We start from the raw sequence: 23,230 nt of genomic DNA, 5'->3' as shown, positions 1-23,230 counted from the left end.
GCATGTTTTTAATAGCGACTGTGCATACCAAAATGATGAGACATTCCATCTTCCATTCGGCCACCTTTCCAGCCACCAGAACCGAGTAAATTAAGCACATCTTGAGCGGTATAATCGACACCAGCGAAGAAGTCATGCGCCACGTCTGAGCGTATTGCTTGCAACTCTGGTTGGTTTTCCAAATCAAGATCTTGCGGATCCGCATATAATGCCAACGCAATTTTTTGTTGGCACGCGCTTAACTCGCTGGTGCTCGTCTTTACCTGACCAACCGAAAAGTAGTCACGACTGCCGTATCCCACCACCAATCTGGTACTCATTAGTTTAATCACTTTCTTAATGCGGCGACGTTGTATAAATCTCAACATGTTTTGTTATTCCTGTATTAAGTTGGCTATGTCGTATTCTTTTGTTCGAATTAAAACACTCTGTTTTATCCGCGAAATTTCTCTAGCGCTTTTCGCGATGATCGGTTGTATAATACGATTCTGAAATATTTTGTTACGTTACCTCGGTAACCCCTGAGACTGCAACATGAACAACAGCAGATGGGTCGGCTTTATAGGCGGCACGATTGTCTTACTTAGTACCTTTATCCTCTTCGGATCTTCCGTCCACGCTGCTTGGTACCGAATCCCTGCGGAAGCCATTCATGGTATCGCCTTCACTTTGGCTTTTGGTTTAGGGTTAAACAGCCTGCTGGCGTACGCGACGGCAGTGATTACTCTTGCTGCACTATTCTACATTGGCTTTGTCGTTAGCTATCGGGTCCATCAGAAACTTAAATAGTCTTCTGTCTCAACCTGAGCTTAATAACGGATACTTGGTAACTAAAAAGGGAGCAAACGCTCCCTTTTTAGTTATCAGCATATAGATGTTCTATGCCCGCTTTAATCATTAAGGTGGCATACCCTCAACGACTGCTGCATACCTGAAACATCATCACCTAAATACTCAACCGTCATTGGAACGTTGACCAACAGAGTAAAACTGGAGTCACTGAATCTTCCATCAGCATCACTCTCCAAATGAACAAAAAACGCAGGCTTATCCGCAATCAATGTAATTTTCCTCCCTTCAATAGAGACACCTATATTGGCTTTCGCTATCGGCAAGGTTTTTAGCTCGTGAGTACTAAACCATGTGTTGCTTATTCTGTCTTCACCGATTTGCGCTTCAACATACAAGAAGCCTGACGTAAGTTCGTCCTTCTCGATCGATTCATCCAATTGCCACAAAATCGTATTGCTGTCTGCTATGACTGTTTGTTCTAAGCTCCAACATTGCTTTTCTTCCCCTTGCCAATCTACCCACTTAAGCAGTGTGTTGACGCTTGCGGACTCTTTGGCATCATTGAGCAAATGTAGGCTCAACTTGCCTGTATGCTCGGAAAATACCAAATACTGTGGCGCAAAAAATCGCTTCGCATGGTAGTGCAACTGCTTCCATCGACCACTGTATTCCAAACTAGACCAAGAACTGACAGGCCAGTTATCGTTGAGTTGCCAGTACAGCATGCCGCGACAAACTGGAGAAATGGCACGCCAATGATCGCATGCAGTTTTGATCGCGATTGCCTGCTGAACTTGACTTAAATACAGCATGCTCTCGAATCCAGAGGGAAAACGAAAATAGCGCGTGAACATCTCTGTGATAATACTATTACCTCGAGGGTTCTTCTGATGTTGTTCGAAAGTTGGGGATGTAATATTCCAGTCTTGCTCAGGGACAAACCGCTTAACTTCAGCAAAAGATGGCCAAGATTGAAAACCAAACTCAGAGCAAAAACGAGGATTCACGTCAAGGTAGGCACTGAATGATTTTCCTGAATGCCAAACGTCCCAAAAGTGCATATCGCCTTTACTATCATCATGCCACGCATCACCGAAATCCAGTTCACCATTACATGGGGAACTTGGCCAGAAACGGCGAGTGCTATCTTGCTCGGTAATCTCCTTCTCAATCTTGCGGTTGAGGCGATCGTAGTTAACCGTGTATTTGACTTTACTGCGCTTAGATTCGTCATACCAACCAATAGCTCCAATCACTTCATTGTCACCACACCAAAGTGCGATTGATGGGTGCTCCTTGAGCCTCGGGATTTGGAATCTAAGTTCTTCTTCTACCTCTTTTAAAAACTCGTCGTTTGATGGGTACAACGAGCAGGCGAACATCATGTCTTGCCACACCAACAAGCCAAGTTCATCACAAAGGTTATAAAAGATTTCACTCTCGTACTGACCACCGCCCCATACGCGAATCATGTTCATGTTGGCGTCAACCGCACTTTGCAAAAGGTTGCGATAACGTGTTTCGCACTCTCGCCCCGGCATTGCGTCAATAGGGATCCAGTTGGCACCTTTAGCATTAATCGGTACGCCATTGACGATAAATTCCATTGCAGAGCCGTGCTCATCAGCTTGATTATTTAGAGTTAGCTGACGCAAACCAATGTTGTGCGTTAACTTTTGCTCTCTGCAAGAAATGGTAATGGGATAGAGATACGCTTCGCCATAACCCGATGGCCACCAGCGTTGAGGCTCCAAAATGTGGAACTGGCAATGATAGTGACCACTTCCTTTTGTTTGAATACATTGACGCTCACCATTAAATTCAACCATCATTTCATGGCGTTGACTGTCCGTTTCCACTTCAACTACTACATCAAGAAACACACTCCCATCGGCTTGCCATTGCTGCTCTGTCGAGAAGCCTTTGAGCCAAAGCTCATTCACAATGTCGATTTGAATGGGGTCGTAAATACCCGATACCATCAAGCAAATGCCCCAGTCCCATCCGGAATGGCATTGTGTTTTTCGGATCAAGTTCATGTGTGGAATTTGGTTGTTGCCCATTGCCGATGGAATAGGAAATGGCAGTTTTTTTGCTCTTGCGATACCTTCTAAATCCGCCCGAGCAAACTCAACCCGAATCGTGTTAGTACCTTGCTTTAAATGCGGTTTAATATCCACACGTTGCTGGGTAAACATGTTGCTGCAAGTTAGTGCTAGCTCACCATTAACATAGAAGGTTGCCAATGTATCGACACGAGTTAGCGTCATCCAAATTTGCTTGGCAGACAACGTAAACGCGTCGACTTCAAACTCACGTGAGATATGCCACTCACACTCTTCAATCCATCGAACTTTGTTTTCATTATCGGCAAAATAAGGATCTGGAATCTGCTCTGCTTGTAAAAGCGCCGACACATTATCGCCCGGAATAAACATTGGAATTTCAAGATCGGGACGCTGTGGCGAGGTAAGCATCCACTGCCCGTTAAGTTCGAAGTGAGCCATTGAGTTAAACCTTAGCTTGGGAAAAACATGTTTTCTCAATGTAATCCTGATAATTCCATGCAAAAACAAGGGAAATGTTAATTACATACGAAATGCGGTGCATTTCACGTAAAAACTCTTTCTTTTGATCTCTACCCAAAAATCAGCAACTTGGCTAACCTGTTAAAAATTAATCGAAATCTAAGGTTATATTTGCAACTTCGACATGTTAACATCATCGGCTTTTTGAACATCCTCACACTTTTCGTTGAAACGATGTGAGGGGAAATGCACGGCTTCATAGCCCTAAAAAGCGAAGTAATTATGTCAAATATGACGAATGCCGCCTCCCACACAGCGCCTATTCAGGATGCTGACTATTCTGCTATTCATCCCCCATCTTTACTCAAGCGCCTCGAACTCACCAATCCTGTCTTTTGGTTAAGTGGTAGCTTCCTCACTCTATTCGTTTTACTTGCTCTAACGAATACCGACTCTCTAACCGCAATGGTTAACACCGGCTTCGGCTTTGCTACTAAATATTTCGGAGCTTACTGGCAAGTACTGCTTCTTCTGAATTTCCTAATTGGTTTGGCTCTTGCGTTTGGTCGCACTGGTTATGTGCGCCTAGGTGGTCTAGCGAAACCTGATATTGATAACTTTAAGTGGTTGTCAATCGTACTCTGTACTCTACTTGCAGGTGGTGGTGTGTTCTGGGCCGCTGCTGAGCCTATCGCGCACTTTGTGACTGCTCCGCCTCTATACGGGGAAGCCTCACCGAAAACTGCCGCAATCAATGCCCTATCTCAGTCTTTTATGCACTGGGGCTTCTTAGCTTGGGCGATCCTTGGTGGTCTATCTTCCATTGTCTTAATGCACTTGCATTACGATAAAGGCCTGCCTCTTAAGCCGCGTACTCTGCTTTACCCTGTTTTTGGTGATAAAGCCATTAAAGGCTGGATTGGTGATGTTGCTGACGCATGTAGCATCATTGCAGTAGCAGCAGGAACCATCGGTCCTATCGGCTTCTTAGGTTTACAAATTAGCTACGCGCTAAACTCATTGTTTGGCCTGCCAGATACGTTCGTAACGCAAAGCATGGTTATCATGGCGGCGATCCTGATGTATACCCTTTCCGCACTGAGCGGTTTGAGCAAGGGTATTCAAATCGTCAGTCGTTACAACATCATTTTGTCTGTACTATTAATTGGTTACATCCTGTTCTTCGGGCCGACAAGCTTTATCGTTGATGGCTACGTGCAAGGCGTTGGTCGTATGGTGGATAACTTCTTCCCTATGGCACTTTACCGTGGTGATACAGGCTGGCTAAGTTGGTGGACAGTATTCTTCTGGGGTTGGTTTATCGGTTATGGCCCAATGATGGCGATCTTTATTGCTCGTATCTCTCGTGGTCGTACAATTCGCCAATTAATCATGTCTATTAGCATCGCGGCACCGCTGATTACTTGCTTCTGGTTTAGTATCGTTGGTGGCAGTGGCCTTGCGTTTGAACTTGATAACCCTGGTTTGATTTCATCTGCGTTTGAAGGCTTTAACTTGCCTGCAGCACTGCTAGCGATTACTGGTGAATTACCTTACCCAATGATCATTTCGGTTCTGTTCCTGATCTTAACGACAACATTTATCGTGACGACGGGTGACTCGATGACTTACACAATCAGTGTAGTGATGACGGGCTCAACAGAACCAAACGCAGTGATTCGCTCGTTCTGGGGTCTGATTATGGGTATTGTCGCTATTGCGCTTATCTCAATGGGCTCTGGTGGTATTTCTGCACTGCAGTCTTTCATTGTAATTACTGCCGTGCCTGTGTCTTTCATTTTGCTGCCAAGCATTTGGAAAGCACCCGGCATTGCAAGCAGAATGGCAAAAGAGCAAGGCCTCGTTTAAACCGCCTCTCTAACCAATATGCGAAAAAGAGCCCTTCATTGGGCTCTTTTTAATTCTGCGCTTTATCCTACGCTATCAATGCGAATCATCACTGCGTCTGGACGCCAATACTCGAATTCGCAGTCCATTAATTTGCCATCTTGTTTGTAGTTTACCCGCCGAATTTTCAGAACGGGTTGTCCTTCAGCTAGGTTCAACGCCTTAGCGACATGAGCAGGAGCTGACGTGGGAATCACATCAAAACGAGAGCGCTTTGTCTCGTAACCATACTTCTCACGATAAATGCCCGTCAGGGATATGGTGAGGTTCTCAGACAATATACCCTCAAACAGTGCCGCTTTGAGCACGTTCTCAACAAACAATACCGCTCGCCCATCAATAAAACGTAACCGTTCAATCACATAAATTGGGGTAATTCGCTCAACCTCTAACGATTTGGCATACTCACCTGCGGCCATTTCACTTCGCACGTTGAGTAGCTTAGTTTCTGCAATACGATGCTGCTCTCGAATCATCTGATGGAAGTGAGAACGAGACAACGGGTTGTAACAGATACGCTCAGGAGATACATACCAACCCCGGCGCTCTTCTCGATAAATAAGACCTTCAGTTTCTAAAGACACCAACGCATCTTTGATAGTGATTCGAGTTGTAGAAAACAGCTCACTGAGCTCTCTCTCTGACGGCAGTTTTTGTCCTTCCGACATGATGCCGGAAAGAATCTGCTGTTTTAAGCTGCTTCTAATTTTTCCTAATTGGGTACCAAATTGTCCGGTGCCTGTCGCTCTCATTCTGATCTAGTCCAAGGATAATTTGACGAATAACATAAGGCGTTTACGTAACAAAAATATGACATTAATCAACAGAACACATACTGAACGTATGAAATATAAGTGCCATATAAAATCAGCAAAACTGTCAAATTACTTGCGCTAAATCGTCACATTCCATCCATAGCATACAAAGCGAACTTACTGACCTAGTCCAGAAGGATGGAGACAATGAAAACTTTGCTAAGTCGTTCAATTACCGCACCAGCGGCAATCATTGCGGTAACGCTCTCTACGCCAACAGTAGCGAAAGAAGCCGATATTGAATCTTTGGTAGTAGCAGCACAAAAAGAAGGGGCGGTTTACAGTGTGGGTATGCCTGACAGTTGGGCAAACTGGAAAGACACTTGGGCTGATTTAAAGTCAAATTACAACCTTAAGCACCAAGACACGGATATGAGCTCGGCTCAAGAAATCGCAAAATTCGAAGCTGAGAAGAAAAACGCGACCGCAGACATTGGTGACGTAGGCTTTGCCTTCGCACGTGTAGCGGTTAAAAAAGGCGTCACTCAGCCATATAAACCAACAACTTGGAATGACATCCCAGATTGGGCAAAAGACGAAGATGGTCATTGGGCACTTGCTTACACTGGCACTATTTCTTTTATCTCCAACAATAACCTCGTAAAAGACGCGCCAAAAACGTGGGATGACCTATTAAAAGGTGACTACAAAGTGACCGTAGGTGACGTAGGCGTAGCAGCACAGGCAAACAACGCGGTTCTCGCCGCAGCGTTCGCCAACGGTGGGGACGAATCCAACCTCAAGCCTGCGCTCAAATTCTTTTCTGAACTCGCGAAGCAAGGTCGTCTTTCATTTACCGATCCGAACATCGCCAACCTAGAAAAAGGCGAAGTGGAAGTGGCGATCATGTGGGACTTCAATGCATTGAACTACCGCGACAAAATTGACCGCGACCGCTTTACAGTGAGCATTCCTCAAGATGGCTCTGTGATTTCTGGTTATACAACCATAATCAATAAATACGCGAAGAACCCTAATGCAGCAAAGCTTGCTCGTGAATACATCTTCAGCGATCAAGGGCAAATCAACTTAGCAGAAGGTTATGCGCGTCCAATCCGCACCAACATCACGCTGCCTCAAGCAGTGCAAGACAAGCTAATTGCTAATGACCAATACAGCAATGTTCACCCAGTGACTGACTTCTCAGCTTGGGAAAAGTCCGCACGTAAGCTGCCACGTCAATGGCAAGAAAGTGTCTTAATCCACCAGCAATAAGAGTAAGTCGTTATGAGCAATAAGGTCATCCTTGTTGTTCTAGATGGACTGAACTATCAGGTAGCCCGTGATTGCATGGGCTACCTCAATGGTCTTCTAGAACAAAGTCGTTCCCAACAAGAAACTCGCGCAACGCTTTATCCTGTGCAGTGTGAGCTGCCCTCTATGTCTCGCCCACTTTATGAGTGCATTTTAACGGGCGTTCGCCCTGTAGAAAGCGGCATCGTAAACAACAATATCGTTCGTCTATCCAAACACGATTCCATTTTCAGTTTGGCAAAAGCCCAAGGAAAAGTGACCGCTGCGGCTGCCTACCACTGGGTAAGTGAGCTTTATAATCGCGCGCCATTTGAACCTGTTCGCGATCGTTTCACGCATGATGAAACCCTGAATATCCAGCACGGCTGCTTTTACCATTGGGATCATTATCCTGATGAAGCCTTGTTCCTGGACGCAGAGTATTTACGTCGAAACTATCAACCTGATTTCTTATTGATCCATCCGATGAATATCGACGATACAGGACATAAGTTTGGCCTAGACTCTCGCCAATACCGCAATTGTGCGCGAGGTGCAGACATTATTCTTTCCAACTACATCGATCAATGGCTTGCTGATGGGTATCAAATCATTGTGACCAGCGATCATGGCATGAACAACGATCTTTCTCACGGTGGGATTTTACCTGAAGAACGAGAAGTTCCCCTGTTTGTGATTGGTGATAAGTTTACCCATCAAGATTGTCATATTAAGCAAACTGATATTTGTGGCACCGTTTGTCAATTGCTAAACCTTGACCACACGAAGCCATACACTCAGGAATTGTTAGCACTATGAGCAGTTCAGTCCTCTCCCCAAGCTCCAGCGAATCACGCTCAAATTTGGCAAGTACTTGGTTAAAGCGCTTTAAGCCAGCCATTTGGTTGGTGCCTTTCGCGCTGTTTTTCTACCTATTTCAACTCGCACCGATGATTTGGGTGCTGTTAAACAGCTTTATCTACGATGGCGAGTTTGCCTTCGATAACTACATTGAAGTGCTCGACTCCGCCTTTATGATGCAGGCGTTTGGCAACAGTTTGTGGTTAGCTATATGGTCGAGCATTTTTGGCTTAGCCATTGCGACTCTGTTGGTCTCTTCTCTGCGCAGAGTCGATTCTAAAGTCCGCGACGGTGTGATTGCGTTTACGAACATGAGCAGCAACTTTGCAGGCGTACCTCTGTCATTCGCTTTTATTATTATTTTGGGCACCAATGGGGCGATTACCCTTTTGCTCAAGCAGTATGGCTTACTCGGTGATTTCGACCTTTATGGTAAATGGGGCCTGCTGGCCATTTACATCTACTTCCAAATCCCGCTGGCGGTGTTGTTGCTCTACCCTGCGTTCGACGCGTTGAGTGATGATTGGCAAGCAGCAGCTGCGCTACTGGGAGCCAAAACATCACAGTATTGGGCGAAAATCGCGCTGCCAGTGCTCTCACCAGCCTTATTCGGTACCTTTATTATCTTAATAGCCAACGCAATTGGCGCATATGCGAGTGTTTATGCGCTGACCTCCGGTAACTATAACGTCATCACAATTCGAATTGCGAGTCTGGTATCGGGAGACCTGTTCCTTGAACCTAATCTCGCCGCTGCAATTTCGGTGATTCTAATGGCGTTACTTGCCTTTATCACAGTGATTAACCAATGGCTCATTTCGAAAAGCTATGCAGGTAGGAAGTAGTCATGAACAACGTTAATAATCGATTCCATAAAACGGTGGTTTATTCCATTGTTGGGATCATGCTCATCCCGATTTTAGCGACCTTTGTCTATTCGCTTTCATCACGCTGGGGCGCCACGGTGCTTCCAGATGGTTTCACTTTTGATTGGTACGTTAAATTGCTGACCGACCCACGCTTTTTGCAAGCGTTTGGGCGTTCGCTGTTTATTTGTATTGCTTCGCTAACCCTCAGTGTGCTTCTGGTTCTGCCAGCGATATTCGTGGTGTTTTACTACTTTCCGAAGCTCGATAAGCTCATGAACGTATTGATTTTGCTACCATTCGCTGTACCACCAGTGGTGTCCTCCGTCGGCTTGCTTCAACTTTATGCTGACAGTGAAATCTCCCTTATCGGTACTCCTTGGATTCTAGTAGGTACTTACTTCACCATCGCGTTACCGTTCATGTATCGTGCGATTTCTAATAGCTTCGAAGCAATTAACCTTAACGATTTAATGGACGCTGCACACTTGCTAGGGGCAAGCACAACCAAAGCGTTTTTGATGGTCATTTTACCTAACCTCAAAAAAGGACTGATGGCATCGCTTTTCCTTTCATTTTCATTTCTATTGGGAGAGTTTGTGTTCGCCAATATTTTAGTCGGCACACGTTATGAAACCCTGCAAATCTACTTGTATAACATGCGTCAGACGAGCGGCCACTTTACGTCTGCCTTAGTGATGACCTACTTCCTATTTATTTTTTTACTGACTTGGTTGGCAAGTCGTTTCAGCCGAGGAGTCAAACAATGAGCTACGTAACAGCGAAAAATCTGACTAAACGTTTTGGTGATAACACCGTATTTGAGGACATTCACTTTAACATCGAGCAAGGTGAATTCATTACGCTTTTGGGCCCTAGCGGTTGTGGTAAATCGACACTACTTCGCAGCCTTGCTGGGCTTAACCCTGTCGATGGAGGCGAGATTTGGGTAAACGGAGAAGATATCACGCATCAAGTCCCGCAAGAGCGTGGTATTGGGATGGTCTTTCAATCGTATGCGCTGTTTCCCAATATGACCGTCGAAGGCAACATTGCATTTGGCTTAAAAATGAAAAAGCTTGCGAATGATGATATTCGACGTGAAGTGGCTAAAGTCATCAAACTGGTGGATCTGGCAGGTAAAGAAAAACACTATCCGCATCAACTTTCTGGCGGTCAGCGCCAGCGTGTCGCACTCGCTCGAGCGTTGGTGGTGAAACCTCGCATATTATTGCTTGATGAGCCACTTTCTGCGCTTGATGCCAAAATCCGCAAACACCTTCGTCAGCAAATCCGAGACATTCAGAAAGAGATGAATCTCACCACTATCTTCGTAACTCATGACCAAGAAGAGGCGATGATTATGTCTGATCGTATCTTCCTAATGAGTAAAGGGGAAATTGTTCAAGCAGGAACACCTGAAGAAATCTATACTCATCCTGCTAACGAGTTTGTGGCCGGTTTCATGGGGCACTACAACCTTGTAGAGGCCAATAAAGCCAAGCAACTCTTCAACATTGATACCGAATGGAAAGTGGCGATTCGCCCAGAGTCTATATATGTAAAAGAGCAAGGTCGTCAATATGATAGCCACATCTCAGCGCCACAAGTAGGTACGATCACCAACCACCAGCTTCTAGGTAATGTTATTCGCTATCAAGTGAACGTTGAAGAGTGTGAGCTCACTGTTGACTTACTTAACCGCTCTTCAGAACGCTTACTAGCGAATGGCAGCCAACTAGAACTACTCTTTAACCTAAACGAAATTCAACCAGTGAGAGCCTAAACATGTCCAAACCTTTGTATGTTTTTGATATGGATGAAACCCTAATAAACGCTGACTGCGCAATGATTTGGAACGAGTTTATGGTTGAGAAAGGCATCGCGACTGATCCTTTATTTATTATGGAAGATCAGCGTCTAATGGCCTTGTACTCTGAAGGCAAAATGGACATGGAAGATTACCTAGCGTTCTCCATGAAGCCACTAGAAAACATGCCGATTGAAGAAGTAAACGCCTTGGTTGAAGAATGTGTTGAAAGCCATATTTTGCCTAAACAGTTCCCTCAAGCCAAAACCCTGATTGAGCAACTGTCTCGTGATGGTATAGATATGGTTATCATCTCTGCCAGCGTCACTTTTTTGGTGGAAGCCGTTGGTCGCCGTCTTAATATTCCAACCGCACTCGGAATTGATTTAATCGAGAAAAACAACCGTTATACTGCTGAAATCGACGGTATCCCGAGTTATCGTGAAGGCAAAGTCACGCGATTAAAACAGTGGCTAGAAAATCAGCCTGAGCCTTATTCCGAAATCCATTTCTATACCGATTCAATCAACGATTTACCGCTTTGTGAATACGCGAACTACGCTTATCTGGTAAATCCATGCCCACAACTAAAAGAACACGCCAACAGACCGAATTGGAGTGTGTTAAGTTGGGGGTGATATAGCCTCACAAGACCGTTCTTCCTAAGTAAATACTTTTCTATTTGTTCAAAGAGCAGTTCTTTCTGCTCTTTTTTACTTCTCTTCATCACAAATTAATCACTTGATTAAATACTGATTAATTTTTCACATGTCGCATGAGAAATCAGCGTCTTATAATTAATCAAATGTTTAATATTTTGAGAGAAGATTGTGACGGAAGCGCATCGAAGGGCGGGAAGACCCACAGATAATATCGACGCACGGGAAAAACTGATTTTCCACGCGCGCGAACTCTTCACCATTATGGCTTATGACAAGGTCTCTACTCGCCTAGTCGCGCAGAAAGCAGGCGTGAACGTTGCGATGATTCGCTACTACTTTGGCAACAAAGAAGGCTTGTTCGAGACCATGTTGCGCGAAACACTGTCACCGATGCAAAAGCAGATGCAGACGTTGGTATCCAACAGTAACGAGCAAAACTTTCTCGATCTAATGCGTACCTACTACCGCGAAATGATCAAGGTACCACAGTTCCCACGCTTAGTTGCCCAAGTTATGCATATGCCCCCATCGGAAACCCAACGCAAACTGCTCGAAAAAGTCTTCGCAGATATCAGCAAGCCAATGCAAGGCGTGATCTTTGATAAGTTGATTGACAGTGGCGTTTTACGAAAAGACGCCGACCCTCAACTTTGTCGCGTCTCTTACATCAGCTTGATGGTGTTTCCTTTTATGGCACCACCAGCACTGCTCGCCATTCATGGCATTGAACTTTCTGAAGCCTTCTTGAACCGATTATTCGAACACAACATACAACTGATGAAACATGGATTTTTAGACTCGGGCGACCAATATGAAGATAAATAAAAAGCTGCTGTTCTTTCCTGCTCTTGCGGTGGGGGTCGTCATTCTGTTTTTGGCGATTAGCCTCAAACCAGATTTGCCCGTAAAACCCGCTGGAGATCGTGCACGGTTGGTCGAGACGATTCCACTTGAGCTGAAAGCGATTGCACCTGTTGCTATTGGCTTTGGTAAAATCGCACCGAAAGTTGAATGGAAAGCGATAGCCGAAGTGACCGGTAAAGTGGTTTACCGTCATCCGCAACTGGAAAAAGGACAAGTGCTGCAAGCAGGAACGGAAATCTTGCGAATCGACCCACTCGATTACGAGTTGAAACTGGTTCAAGCTCAAGCCGATCTCAAATCTGCTCAAACCTCTCTGGCTAAGCTGAACCAAGAAGAAGCGAATCTCAAAAGCACACTCAAGATAGAAGCCAACCGTCTGGTTATCGCCAACAAAGAGTTAGACCGTAAACAAAACCTACGTAAGAAAGGCTTAACCTCGCAATCGGATGTAGATCAGCAAGAGCAAAGCGCGCTCTCTCAACGTAAGTTAGTACTGGATATGGAAAATCAAATTGGTTTGATGCCGGATGAGAAACGAGTCGCGGAAGCCCTAGTTAAAGTTAATGCATCAAAAGTGGATGAGGCCGAACGCTCGCTTGATAAGACCATCATCACGCTTCCTTACGATTTGCGTATTGCCGACGTAGAAATTGAGAAAAAGCAAGTGGTTAACCTCCAACAAACCATGGTGACAGGACATGGTATTGATGTCATGGAAGTGGAAGCTCAACTATCCATTCATGACATGCAAACTTTGGCAGCGAGCATCGGTGAGTTTGTCCGCGATGAATCTGGTATTCCACAACCTGATATGAATGCGATTCATGCCAACATTGAACTCAGCAGCGGTAACCTCTCTGCAAGCTGGCCTGCGAAAGTTGCACGCATCAGTGAAACGGTTGATCCAAGCCAAGCGACTGCCGGTGTGATTCTGGAAATTGAACAAGACTACCGTGCATTAAACCCAACGTCTGCGCCTCCATTGGTGAACGGCATGTTTGTGCGTGCCTTGATTGAGGGACAAGAGAACCCGAGTTGGGTCATCCCAGAGCGTGCGCTTCATGGCGATAAGATTTACCTGATGGGCGATGACAATCGTCTGCAAGTCGTGACGGTTGAAGTGTTATATCGCCGCAATAACCAAGTGGTGATCGATGGTGAACTAGAGCAAGGTCAGAAGCTGATCATCAACGATTTGTTACCTGCGATTAACGGCATGCTATTGAAAGAGTCACCTGAACAGTCAGAAGCCACTGTTGAGGAGTCTGATTCATGATCCGATTCTTCGCCAAGCACCCAACGGCAGCCAACTTGCTGATGCTAACGCTGCTGATATTGGGGATTTCTTCACTTTCCACGATTAAGCGTGAAACCTTTCCTGAGTTTGATCCGCCCTACATCCTCGCTGGTGTGGTTTACCCTGGCGCTTCCCCGCAAGAAGTCGAAGAGAGTATCTGTGTCCGAATGGAAGATGCTGTTGATGGCCTTGCTAACATTGAAGAAACGCAATGTGAAGCGATTGAAGGCTCTGCGCGTCTTATCTTAAAACTGAATGAAGAAGCCGACATCGGGCGCATGCTGGTCGACGTTCAAACTCAGATCAACTCGATTAATGACTTCCCACAAGAGATTGAATCCCCCGTTGTACAAGAGTTGGATTGGAATGAGCCAGTTGTGGATGTCGCGATCACTGCAGACACCACATGGCCAGAGCTAAAAGCCTATGCAGAACAACTTAAACGCACATTAAAGCTCGATTATGATGTGTCTTTGGTTGAAGTTGCAGGCTTCTCTGACCACCAATACCGAGTAGAGTTGGACACTCAAGCCATTCGACAACTTGGCTTAAGTGTTGGCGATATTGCTGAGCAGATTGGTCGTCAGAACGTCAAGTTGCCAAGTGGTAATGTCGAGACACCAGATAAGAACTTTCTGATCCGCTTTGATGAACGACGTGTGACGCCGGAAGAGCTTGAGACTATCGTCGTGGGCTCTGGTACAAATGGCTCAATCATCCGTCTAAGAGATATTGCGACGATTACCGACCGGTTTGAATTGGACGAACAGAAAGTCCTCTTCGATGGTCACCCTTCTGCCCTACTAAAAGTCAGCAAAAACAAAGAAGATGACGCACTGCGTATCAAGGAACGGGTTGCTCAATTTGTAGAAGAACAACAAGCTATCGCGCCAGACGGTGTGATGCTACAAATGACCAATGACCTTTCATCCGTACTTTGGGATCGCCTGACCATGATGGTCAAAAACGGTTGGCAAGGTATCATTCTGGTTTTCGCCACCATGTGGTTGTTCTTTAGTTTTCGCTATTCCTTTTGGGTCGCAGCTGGTTTACCCGTTGCCTTCTTAGGTGGGTTATTTTTGATGGCGCAACTTGGCCTGTCCATCAACATCATGTCTTTAGTCGGGCTACTCATGGCCATCGGTATCATGATGGATGATGCCATCGTTATTGCCGAATCGATTGCCGCTCACCTCGACCGAGGAGAAGAGATCGATGATGCCGTTATCAAAGGAGTGAAAAAGGTACTGCCAGGGGTCATCTCTTCCTTTTTAACTACGGTGTGTATTTTCGGTAGCTTGTTATTTTTGCAAGGTGAAATGGGTGCGGTACTTAAAGCGGTTCCTCAAGTTCTGATCCTCGTACTGAGTTTAAGTTTGGTGGAAGCCTTCTTGATCCTACCTAACCACCTTTCTCATTCACTGCATAAACAAAAGCAAGAGCGAAAGACACCGAAGTTTAAACAAAAGCTGCTCGCTTCTTTTGAAAACTTCCGTAACACCACCTTGGTCAACGCAGTAGATAAAGTGGTCGAGTATCGCTATGCCTTTATGGGTGGCGTGGTTGCCTTGCTTCTTATCTCCGCGGCCACGTTAGTAGGTGGTTTACTCAAGTTCCAACCCTTCCCTGAATTGGATGGCGACATTGCAGAAGCGCGTATTATTCTTCCTCCGGGTTCTTCTCTGTCTCAAACGGAAGCTGTCGTCGATAAGATCGTCGCTTCCGCTCAAAAGCTAGATAAAGAATGGACAGAAAAAGTGGAAGACGGCAATCCATTGGTTCTGCACATCACCAGTCAATTCAATGCTAACGCCGACGCGAATGAATCTGGCCCTCACATTGCCACGGTACGTCTGGATTTGCTGGGCGCCGAGAGTCGTAACACACTCATCGATGAATTTATCGACGCATGGCGTGAAGACATTGGTGAACTTGCGGATCCTATCTCACTGGTATTTAAACAACCGACCATGGGGCCAGGTGGCCGGGCGATTGAGATTCGAGCGAAGCATGATGATCTGGATGCACTCAAAGCAGCCTCTATCGACATTCAGCAATACTTGAATGAATTTGACGGTGTCCATGGCGTATTAGATGACATGCGCATGGGTAAAGAAGAAGTCTTGGTTAAACTTCGTCCTGGGGCGGAAGCTTATGGTATTAACGGTCAGCTCATTGCCAATCAATTGCGCGCGGCTTTCTTTGGCCAAACCGCAGACGAGATCCAAGTTGGGGTAGAAAACATTTCCATCGAAGTTCGCCTCAATAAAGCGCAAGCTGGTGACTTACAGCAATTGGCAAACTTCCCAATAATCTTGTCCGATGGTAATCAAATCCCACTCGCGACCATTGCAACTTTGGATTTCCAGCGTAATTACGTAAGAATCCAGCGCATTGATGGCTTGCGCACTGTAAGCGTATTCGGCGATATCGACAATACGAAAGCCAACTCAACCGCCATTATTCGTCAGTTCCAACAGGATGAAGCACCAAAGCTTATGCAAAAGTATCCTGGTCTTCGCTTTGATTTTGAAGGTGAAGCCAAAGATACCGCTGAAACTGGCGCATCAATGGGTAAAGGCTTCTTGCTTGGTTTGTTTGGCGTGTTTGCGATTCTGAGTTACCAATTCCGCAGTTATTTGGAACCATTCGTCGTCATGCTTGCGATTCCCCTCGCTTTTATTGGCGTGGTATGGGGACACATCCTACTCGGTCACTCATTAAGTATGCCAAGTATGATGGGCTTCGTCTCATTAGCAGGGATTGTGGTGAATGACTCGATTCTGTTAGTTCAGTACATACGCCATCATGTGGATGAAGGGGATAATGTGCATGACTCAGTAGTCAAAGCCAGTCGGGAACGCTTTAGAGCAGTATTCCTAACATCAATGACCACTGCAGCAGGTTTGCTTCCGTTACTGACTGAAACCAGTTTGCAAGCACAGGTTATTCAACCACTGGTTATCTCCATCGTGTTTGGTATTTTCGCATCCACTCTGCTGGTGTTGTTTATGATCCCTGCTGCGTATGCCATTTTAGCTGACTTCGGTCTAGTCCATAAGCACGAAGAAATCTAAAACGACTGATAAGTAAACTTATCAAAATGAACAAGAGCGGCTTAGGTCGCTTTTTGTTCAATACCAACACGTTAAAAAACACACAATCACTTAACAAACAGAGGGTTATTGTGTCTCATTAAGTGTGAATATGAACAGTTAAGGATTAAGTATGTTGAGTTTTATATAACCAAATCAAATAACCAACACAAGATTTATAATATGTTTTATTGTCAAAAACGGCATTTCACAGAGTAAAAATACACGTAGGCAACACATTCACAATTTAAACTCACGATAATGAAAACATTGATTGAAGAATTAACATTTTAACAATCATTACAACAATGTTAACTTTAGCCTCGTTGGTCGCGCTGGTGGTAAGCCTCTCACCAAGCCTATTGTCAGTTTTATATGGACGTTCGACCACCTCCAAAATGAATAGACACCCAATTTGGTGCCCTTTTTTCGCCCGTGAAAGCATTCTTCGCGGGCTTTTTTCTTTAAGTTAAGTATGAACGCTCTGGATCAACTTTTTTGCCAACCTTTCGGATTTGGAGGTAGTATGCGAATCAATAAGCGGAGACAGTACTAGCAACTCTAAAACGTTTTTTTCAAAGATTTCATCCGCGTGTCTTACCCAATCTAAAAACTTTTTTTGAGCAAACATAGGCTCGATTTCATATAAAAATTCAATACTAAAGTAAAACTCATTTTTGATAGGCAAATTGTACACTCTTCGATAGTCTTTTTTATACTCCAAATTTCCTTCTACATATTTTGAAAATGTATTTTCACCAATCTTGATATCTTGGCATTTGATTGGAGGATAACCACGAAGAAACTCTCCTACAAGGAATTCTTCTTTCGCTCTCTTTTTTTCTTCGTTTATCGGGTCCATTCCCCAACGATGATTTGCGTAAGAAATGGCATCATTCATCAACTCTGTATGATCACCTTTTCGAGAGCCGTCAGGTGACTCTACAGCATGATAAAAATCCACGTACTCTTTCTCTATAAATGAAGATAGTTCATTAACACTAGTAATATATTTATCTGAAGATTTAATCCTTAACCGAATATATAAACCACCTTGTTTATTGATTGGTAATAGTGGATTTATTATTTTATTTTGAAAAGAGAAATAAATCGTGGCCAATTTTATAAACTTTTCATGCCGCTCTACTTTTGAATCAATATTGAACCGTTGTAATTCAATAAAATCTTGGTATACATGACCTTCATATATATTGTTCGGGCATTCAAATGATAGTACTAAGTCATCTATCTGGAATACATTATGTAACAAGTGTACAAAATCTGGTTTCCCTCTAAACCCATCTTTAAAGATTTTTATAAAATCCATATTTCTATCTCTTGTTATTTAAATATTTATTGATATTTGTGGTAAGCTCTATACTAAATCCATTGGCTTTATATGCACCATGAGCACAAAGGTAAATAGACATCCAATTTGATTCATTTTTCTCTCATGGCTACATACTTTGCTAGCTTTTCTTGACACTGACGCTGTGTTACTCAGCCTTAGTTTTTTCGTTCAATCCCTTTACTGCTTTGGCTGTATACGAGTCGATGAGCGGAGACAAATCCAGTAATTCCAATACTTTTTTTTCAAAGGTTTCATCCGCACTTCTCACCCAATCTAAAAACTTCTGCTTAGCAAACATCGATTCGTACTTATACCAAAACTCGATGCTCAGGTAGAATTCATTTTTTATGGGTAAATTGTATACTCTTCGTAATTCACTCTTATACTTAAGATTACCTTCTGAGTATTTTGAGTATTTGTTTTTTCCAACTTCAACTATCTCACACTTTATTGGTGGATAACCACTTAAGAAACCTCTAATTAAATATTCTTCTTTTTCTCTTTTTCGGTCTTCACTTTCTGGAATTTCTCCCCATTGTTTATTCGCACGCTTAGTCAATTCTTTCATCAAGTCTGTATGATACCCCCTCATAGAGCCTTCACTTTGCTCCGGGGCATGATAAAAATCATAATATTCTCTCTCTAAAAATGAGGACAATTGACTAATATTATCAATATCTTCTCCAGTAGATTTAACCCGTAGCCTAATATATAATCCACCTTGTTTGTTAATAGGAAGCAAAGGGTTTAATATTTTCTTCTGAAACAAAAAATATACCGTAGCTAACTTTACAAACCTTTCATGCCTCTCTATTTTTGATTCAACATCGAACTGTTCTAAATTAACAAGATCCTGGTATACATGTCCTTCATATATGTTGTTCGGACACTCAAATGACAGCACTAAGTCATCTATCTGGAACGCATTATGTAATAAGTCAGAGAAACCCGGCTTTCCTCTAAAACCATCTTTACACATTTTAATAAAACTCATATGTCTATCTCTTACTCTTCAAATATGCATCAATACCTTTAAACGAGAGCCTGCAATATGAGTTCTAATTCAAGTAAAGGTAAGCCACATACTAAGGTATTATGAAGGTCAAAAAGGAGATCGGATCTTTTCTAAATTTTAAATATCTAACATCACCTCCACTTTACTGAAATCTACACTTTTGAAAGTTACATCCGCTCCATCCAGCAATAGCTCATCAAACACGCCAACTATTGATAATAAGCTTGAGGATCTGATCTCCACCCATGAAATGAGAAACAAAAAAGCCAGCCTTAAAAGGCTGGCAAGTAGAGCAACAAGGTCAGTGCTTACTGCTAACTAACACCGAACTCGTATTGGATTCATTTTCGTCTGTTAGTCTCTTTTATCGGCGTTTATGACTTGCTTGCTTTCTCTTTGTGGCACGTTACCTTTACTAACTGTTCTTGCTCATCTTTAATGTTTTTCACGATACGCTCATCACGTGCGTGAATGGCATCCATGTTCATTTGCTGAATATCTGCTATAGCTTCATGTTTCATTTCAGAAAAGTCCTGACGTAAATCTGAGCTCCACTCCTCTTTGTCTAAAGTGTTAGCAGCAGCGATTGGTGATGACATTACAGCAATAAGACTTAGAGTAGATAGAAATACGCTTTTCATAATAAGCTCCTTGAGGATTAGCAGTTAATTTTAATTACAATTCATATATTGCACATACGATGCCAACTTTTATTTTGTTATTTTTCAACAACTTAAATTAAACCTCATATTCAACGTTATCTTCGTCTGGTAAATTTCGCTAACCAAGTGTCAAATTAACCATGCGAATTTAAAACATTAGAAACATACATATTAGAAATGCTTTGTCAGGCAGTTTTCTCATCAGATAATTACGTAACTGCCCACTAAAAAATCACTTTGAATCAAAATGCGGAAACAAAAAAGCAGCCCGAAGGCTGCTCCTAATCGTTAACATCAAGCTTGTTAACTCGATACGCTTGCTTCAACGCTCGACGTCACTGGCGACTTTCTGAAACGATTAATCAAACGATGGATAAACCTCTTAATCGATCTGAAAATATTTTTAATATCTTCAAGCATTAAATACAAACAAGGCACCAACACTAAAGTCAGAACCGTTGCGTACAACACCGCAAAGCCCAAAGCGACAGCCATCGGTATGACAAAACGCGCCTGCAAACTCGTTTCAAACATTATCGGCAATACACCCGCAAACGTCGTTATTGAGGTGAGCGTGATAGCTCGAAAACGAGCACAACCCGCCTCAACAACCGCTTGTTTGATGTTCATACCCTTTTCTCTCACTTGGTTTACGTAATCTGTCATAACCAGAGAGTCGTTGATAACCACGCCAGCAGCGGCGATCAAACCAAATGTCGACATCATACTGATGTCTAAACCTAGCCAGAAATGGCCCCAAATCGCCCCCGTCAGACTAAACGGAATGACGGACATTACAATCAAAGGTTGGGTATAACTTTTTAACGGTACAGCTAACAAGATGTAGACGATGATCATGCCTGCAATAAAGAACAAAATCTGTTCATTACGCTGCGCAGCCTGCTCTTCAATATCACCGCCCAATTCTGTTTTCACAGTTGGGAAGGCTTGCTTCATGTCCGGTAAGATATTGTCGTCAATGACCTTCACGATTTCTTGAGGTTCAACCAATTCTTCGTCTATGGAACCATAAACATAAACGGTTTGATACCCGCCTTCACGTCGAATGCTACTCACGCCCGGCTGCTCGTTGATCTTCACCACATCACCTAGCATGACCTTCTTACCTGCTGGTGTGGTAATCACAGCGTAACGCAATGATGAGAATGCTTCACGCGTCAGTTGCGGGTAACGCACCATAACTTTAATTTCTTCACCATCACGAATAATGCGCTGTGCTTCGCCACCATAAAAGCTGCCACCAACTTGCTCTGCGATCATGGTGAGATCCAGACCGAGATCGTACGCTACAGGCGCAAGAGACAGGAGTACTTCTTTGCTTCCAGAATCAATAGAAGATGAAATATCATATAACCCTTCTTCCTGCTGTAAACGCTCTATCAAGTAACGCCCAGCCTCGTTGAGCTCATTGATGTTAGAACCAAACAACAAGTAGCCAAACTCATCCCTGTCACCACCACCCGCACTCTGCTCGCGGATTTTGATGCTCTTCATACCTGGAATAACAGGCATAGCTTCACGCCAACGTCGAGCCAGTTCAAATGTATTGAACGGGCGTAACTCTTCATCAACCAGAGGTACTAATACACGACCTTCGGTGCGGCTTCTGTTGTACGACAGCACATCACGAATCATTCCTTGACCATGTTCTGCAATGGTCTCAGATTCGATCTTTTGCATGACACGTTCAATAGTCTTGAGTGCACTGATTGTCTGCTCACTTGAAACGGTATCATTCATTTCAATAGTGATCGCAGGATAGTCAGTCGGCACTTTAGGGTTAGGGATCACCCGAACATAATTCGCGTTGATCAAAGCCGCGCTGATCAGCAGTAAACCACAGAACACCGCAAACACTGTCCAGCGCCAATGGGTGCATGTTGTTACAAAGTTCCGATATGGACCATTTACAAAACCAAAAAAACGTTGGTTAAATCGGTCACGCCAACCACCTGGTTTAACTGGCTTAAAATGAGTATGCGCAAGGTGTGCAGGAAGGATCAGCTTCGATTCAATCAAACTGAAGATCAAACAAAGAATCACGACCCCCGCGATACCATAAAAGAAGGCACTATCAATACCGCTAGACAACAAGAAAGGGGCAAACACCGCAATTGTGGTTAACACACCGAAAGTGGCTGGTGTGGCAACACGTTTTACACCACGAACCACGTTTTCGACGCCACCGCCTTTTTCTTCAATTTCGCTGTAAGCGCTCTCTCCCATCACGATGGCGTCATCAACTACAATACCGAGCACCATAATGAAGGCAAAAAGAGACACGATGTTTACCGTGATTCCTAATGCAGGCATCATCATTACGGCACCGAGAAAACAGACAGGTAGCCCAATCATTACCCACATAGCCAAGCGGAAACGTAGGAAAATGGTCAGCATAATCGCGACTAATGCAGCGCCTTGCAGCAAGTTTTTCAACATCATGTCGAGACGCCCATTTAAATAATAAGTCGTATCAACTAAGACTTTGAGCTTAACATCCTGCGGTAATGTCTTGTTTTTTGCTTCAATATAATTACGAACGGACTGCGCAACAGGGATAATGTTCTGGTCACGAGTTGCTTCAACAGACATGTAGATCGCATTCTGACCTGAGTATTCAAAGTAGCGCTCTTCTTCCGTAAAGCCATCTTTTATTGTGGCAATATCTTGCAGTAACACCTTCGCACCATTTGCGCCAAGCTTTACAGGAATATTTCTAAACTCATCACCACGGTAGTATTGGTTTTCAATCCTTACTGCAATCATCCCTGAGTTTGTTTTTACTTCGCCCGCAGAAAAGTTGGCTGAGTAACGGCTGATCGCGCTGCTGATATCGCTCAACGTCAGGTCGTATTTACGAAGAACAAGTGGGTCAACTTCAATCGCTATTTCTTCTTCTGGCGCACTCAGATACACCAGCATGACGTTTTCTAACTGAAGTAATTCATCTTCGATTTGCTTAGCAAGCGGTTTAAGCTCCTCGAGCGGTCGATCCCCAACTAACCCCATTTCAATTACATCTTGGCGCCATTCAACTTGGTAGACATTGATTGGTTCCATACCCGCTGGTAAGTTAGACAAGGTATCAATACGTTGGTTTACATCATCTAAGACACGCTTGATATCGGCATTAACGTCTACCTCGATGGAAACATACGCGCTACCTCTAGAGGCCGTTGAGACTGCTTTTTTAATCCCGGTGACGTCTTTAATCGATTCCTCGACCTTAACGAGAATACTCTCTTCTATCTCTTGAGGAGAAGCGCCAGGATAAGTCGCACGAACATCAATGTAGTTCACCTCAATATTCGGAAACATCTGCCTTTGAATAAAGAGAAAGCTCACCACACCCATGATAATGATGAACACCATCAAAAGGTTGGCAGCGACGGGATTATTCGCAAAATAGGCAATTAAGCCCTTTTGTTTAGTATCTTCCATGACATACTC

General features: G+C 43.9%; 18 protein-coding genes. 11 read left to right on the top strand and 7 right to left on the bottom strand.

Going from position 1 to position 23,230, the window contains the following annotated elements; all coding sequences use genetic code 11:
• Positions 1 to 8: 8 nt before the first annotated feature.
• Complete coding sequence (locus tag R7Q38_RS01010; protein WP_054865478.1) at positions 9 to 368, bottom strand: DUF6559 family protein; 360 nt, start codon at positions 366 to 368, stop codon at positions 9 to 11.
• 166 nt (positions 369 to 534) lie between these two features.
• On the opposite strand from R7Q38_RS01010, the gene R7Q38_RS01005 reads away from it, so the two are divergent.
• A complete protein-coding gene (locus R7Q38_RS01005) occupies positions 535 to 789 on the top strand; it encodes a hypothetical protein (protein WP_005387084.1) in 255 nt (84 codons plus the stop codon).
• A gap of 101 nt (positions 790 to 890) precedes the next feature.
• On the opposite strand, the gene R7Q38_RS01000 is transcribed toward R7Q38_RS01005, so the two are convergent.
• A complete protein-coding gene (locus R7Q38_RS01000; RefSeq protein WP_239939089.1) occupies positions 891 to 3,299 on the bottom strand; it encodes a beta-mannosidase in 2,409 nt (802 codons plus the stop codon).
• Between the two features lie 303 nt (positions 3,300 to 3,602).
• On the opposite strand from R7Q38_RS01000, the gene R7Q38_RS00995 reads away from it, so the two are divergent.
• Positions 3,603 to 5,189 carry a BCCT family transporter gene (locus R7Q38_RS00995; RefSeq protein WP_005373846.1) on the top strand — a complete coding sequence of 529 codons (1,587 nt, stop codon included), beginning with the start codon at positions 3,603 to 3,605 and terminating at the stop codon, positions 5,187 to 5,189.
• 62 nt (positions 5,190 to 5,251) lie between these two features.
• On the opposite strand, the gene R7Q38_RS00990 is transcribed toward R7Q38_RS00995, so the two are convergent.
• The gene (locus R7Q38_RS00990; RefSeq protein ID WP_213898006.1) at positions 5,252 to 5,980 is read right to left on the bottom strand and encodes a UTRA domain-containing protein; all 729 of its coding nucleotides are present in this window, start codon (positions 5,978 to 5,980) and stop codon (positions 5,252 to 5,254) included.
• A 210-nt stretch (positions 5,981 to 6,190) separates the two neighbouring features.
• Here R7Q38_RS00990 and R7Q38_RS00985 point away from each other — a divergent pair, with 210 nt between their 5' ends.
• The 9 genes from R7Q38_RS00985 (at position 6,191) to R7Q38_RS00945 (ending at position 16,713) form a co-directional block, all read left to right on the top strand.
• Entirely contained in the window at positions 6,191 to 7,258 is a 1,068-nt protein-coding gene (locus tag R7Q38_RS00985; RefSeq protein ID WP_239939088.1) for an ABC transporter substrate-binding protein, read from the top strand.
• Between the two features lie 12 nt (positions 7,259 to 7,270).
• Positions 7,271 to 8,095 (top strand): alkaline phosphatase family protein, encoded by an 825-nt coding sequence (locus tag R7Q38_RS00980; RefSeq protein ID WP_005373854.1) that lies wholly within the window; start codon positions 7,271 to 7,273, stop codon positions 8,093 to 8,095.
• Positions 8,092 to 8,982, top strand: coding sequence for an ABC transporter permease (locus R7Q38_RS00975; protein ID WP_033906313.1), 891 nt, complete (start codon positions 8,092 to 8,094; stop codon positions 8,980 to 8,982). Before R7Q38_RS00980 ends, R7Q38_RS00975 begins: the two co-directional genes overlap by 4 nt.
• Positions 8,983 to 8,984: 2 nt before the next feature.
• Positions 8,985 to 9,773 (top strand): ABC transporter permease, encoded by a 789-nt coding sequence (locus R7Q38_RS00970; protein ID WP_005387090.1) that lies wholly within the window; start codon positions 8,985 to 8,987, stop codon positions 9,771 to 9,773.
• Entirely contained in the window at positions 9,770 to 10,789 is a 1,020-nt protein-coding gene (locus R7Q38_RS00965) for an ABC transporter ATP-binding protein (RefSeq protein WP_005373862.1), read from the top strand. The genes R7Q38_RS00970 and R7Q38_RS00965 overlap by 4 nt, the downstream gene beginning before the upstream one ends.
• Before the next feature lie 2 nt (positions 10,790 to 10,791).
• Positions 10,792 to 11,451, top strand: coding sequence for an HAD family hydrolase (locus tag R7Q38_RS00960; protein WP_017633566.1), 660 nt, complete (start codon positions 10,792 to 10,794; stop codon positions 11,449 to 11,451).
• Between the two features lie 192 nt (positions 11,452 to 11,643).
• Positions 11,644 to 12,300: a TetR/AcrR family transcriptional regulator gene (locus R7Q38_RS00955; protein ID WP_025767986.1), complete on the top strand. Its 657-nt coding sequence runs from the start codon at positions 11,644 to 11,646 to the stop codon at positions 12,298 to 12,300.
• Positions 12,287 to 13,615, top strand: a complete 1,329-nt coding sequence (locus R7Q38_RS00950; RefSeq protein ID WP_318113962.1) for an HlyD family secretion protein — start codon at positions 12,287 to 12,289, stop codon at positions 13,613 to 13,615. The genes R7Q38_RS00955 and R7Q38_RS00950 overlap by 14 nt, the downstream gene beginning before the upstream one ends.
• Positions 13,612 to 16,713 (top strand): efflux RND transporter permease subunit, encoded by a 3,102-nt coding sequence (locus R7Q38_RS00945; RefSeq protein WP_318113961.1) that lies wholly within the window; start codon positions 13,612 to 13,614, stop codon positions 16,711 to 16,713. The genes R7Q38_RS00950 and R7Q38_RS00945 overlap by 4 nt, the downstream gene beginning before the upstream one ends.
• 487 nt (positions 16,714 to 17,200) lie before the next feature.
• On the opposite strand, the gene R7Q38_RS00940 is transcribed toward R7Q38_RS00945, so the two are convergent.
• From R7Q38_RS00940 to R7Q38_RS00925, 4 genes are all read right to left on the bottom strand, one after another.
• Positions 17,201 to 18,058, bottom strand: coding sequence for a hypothetical protein (locus tag R7Q38_RS00940; protein ID WP_054574539.1), 858 nt, complete (start codon positions 18,056 to 18,058; stop codon positions 17,201 to 17,203).
• A 169-nt stretch (positions 18,059 to 18,227) separates the two neighbouring features.
• Entirely contained in the window at positions 18,228 to 19,076 is an 849-nt protein-coding gene (locus R7Q38_RS00935) for a DNAase (protein WP_239938673.1), read from the bottom strand.
• A 395-nt stretch (positions 19,077 to 19,471) separates the two neighbouring features.
• On the bottom strand, positions 19,472 to 19,738 hold the full coding sequence (locus R7Q38_RS00930) for a hypothetical protein (protein WP_005373876.1): 267 nt from the start codon (positions 19,736 to 19,738) through the stop codon (positions 19,472 to 19,474).
• Positions 19,739 to 20,062: 324 nt separating this feature from the next.
• Positions 20,063 to 23,221 (bottom strand): efflux RND transporter permease subunit, encoded by a 3,159-nt coding sequence (locus tag R7Q38_RS00925; protein ID WP_053304607.1) that lies wholly within the window; start codon positions 23,219 to 23,221, stop codon positions 20,063 to 20,065.
• Between the last annotated feature and the right edge of the window lie 9 nt (positions 23,222 to 23,230).

Source organism: Vibrio sp. Vb0598 (genome assembly GCF_033338935.1).
GTDB lineage: Bacteria > Pseudomonadota > Gammaproteobacteria > Enterobacterales > Vibrionaceae > Vibrio > Vibrio alginolyticus.
Note: the sequence above shows the minus strand (reverse complement) of the source record. Positions and strands in the feature narration are given on the sequence as shown.

Bases quoted from the DNA above. Each gene is read 5' to 3' on its own strand.
- R7Q38_RS00990 (WP_213898006.1), bottom strand. From the start codon at position 5,980: ATGAGAGCGACAGGCACCGGACAATTTGGTACCCAATTAGGAAAAATT.
- R7Q38_RS00980 (WP_005373854.1), top strand. From the start codon at position 7,271: ATGAGCAATAAGGTCATCCTTGTTGTTCTAGATGGACTGAACTATCAG.
- R7Q38_RS00970 (WP_005387090.1), top strand. From the start codon at position 8,985: ATGAACAACGTTAATAATCGATTCCATAAAACGGTGGTTTATTCCATT.
- R7Q38_RS00975 (WP_033906313.1), top strand. From the start codon at position 8,092: ATGAGCAGTTCAGTCCTCTCCCCAAGCTCCAGCGAATCACGCTCAAAT.
- R7Q38_RS01000 (WP_239939089.1), bottom strand. From the start codon at position 3,299: ATGGCTCACTTCGAACTTAACGGGCAGTGGATGCTTACCTCGCCACAG.
- R7Q38_RS00940 (WP_054574539.1), bottom strand. From the start codon at position 18,058: ATGGATTTTATAAAAATCTTTAAAGATGGGTTTAGAGGGAAACCAGAT.
- R7Q38_RS00965 (WP_005373862.1), top strand. From the start codon at position 9,770: ATGAGCTACGTAACAGCGAAAAATCTGACTAAACGTTTTGGTGATAAC.
- R7Q38_RS00950 (WP_318113962.1), top strand. From the start codon at position 12,287: ATGAAGATAAATAAAAAGCTGCTGTTCTTTCCTGCTCTTGCGGTGGGG.
- R7Q38_RS00945 (WP_318113961.1), top strand. From the start codon at position 13,612: ATGATCCGATTCTTCGCCAAGCACCCAACGGCAGCCAACTTGCTGATG.
- R7Q38_RS00935 (WP_239938673.1), bottom strand. From the start codon at position 19,076: ATGAGTTTTATTAAAATGTGTAAAGATGGTTTTAGAGGAAAGCCGGGT.
- R7Q38_RS00925 (WP_053304607.1), bottom strand. From the start codon at position 23,221: ATGGAAGATACTAAACAAAAGGGCTTAATTGCCTATTTTGCGAATAAT.
- R7Q38_RS00985 (WP_239939088.1), top strand. From the start codon at position 6,191: ATGAAAACTTTGCTAAGTCGTTCAATTACCGCACCAGCGGCAATCATT.
- R7Q38_RS00960 (WP_017633566.1), top strand. From the start codon at position 10,792: ATGTCCAAACCTTTGTATGTTTTTGATATGGATGAAACCCTAATAAAC.
- R7Q38_RS01010 (WP_054865478.1), bottom strand. From the start codon at position 368: ATGTTGAGATTTATACAACGTCGCCGCATTAAGAAAGTGATTAAACTA.
- R7Q38_RS00995 (WP_005373846.1), top strand. From the start codon at position 3,603: ATGTCAAATATGACGAATGCCGCCTCCCACACAGCGCCTATTCAGGAT.
- R7Q38_RS01005 (WP_005387084.1), top strand. From the start codon at position 535: ATGAACAACAGCAGATGGGTCGGCTTTATAGGCGGCACGATTGTCTTA.
- R7Q38_RS00930 (WP_005373876.1), bottom strand. From the start codon at position 19,738: ATGAAAAGCGTATTTCTATCTACTCTAAGTCTTATTGCTGTAATGTCA.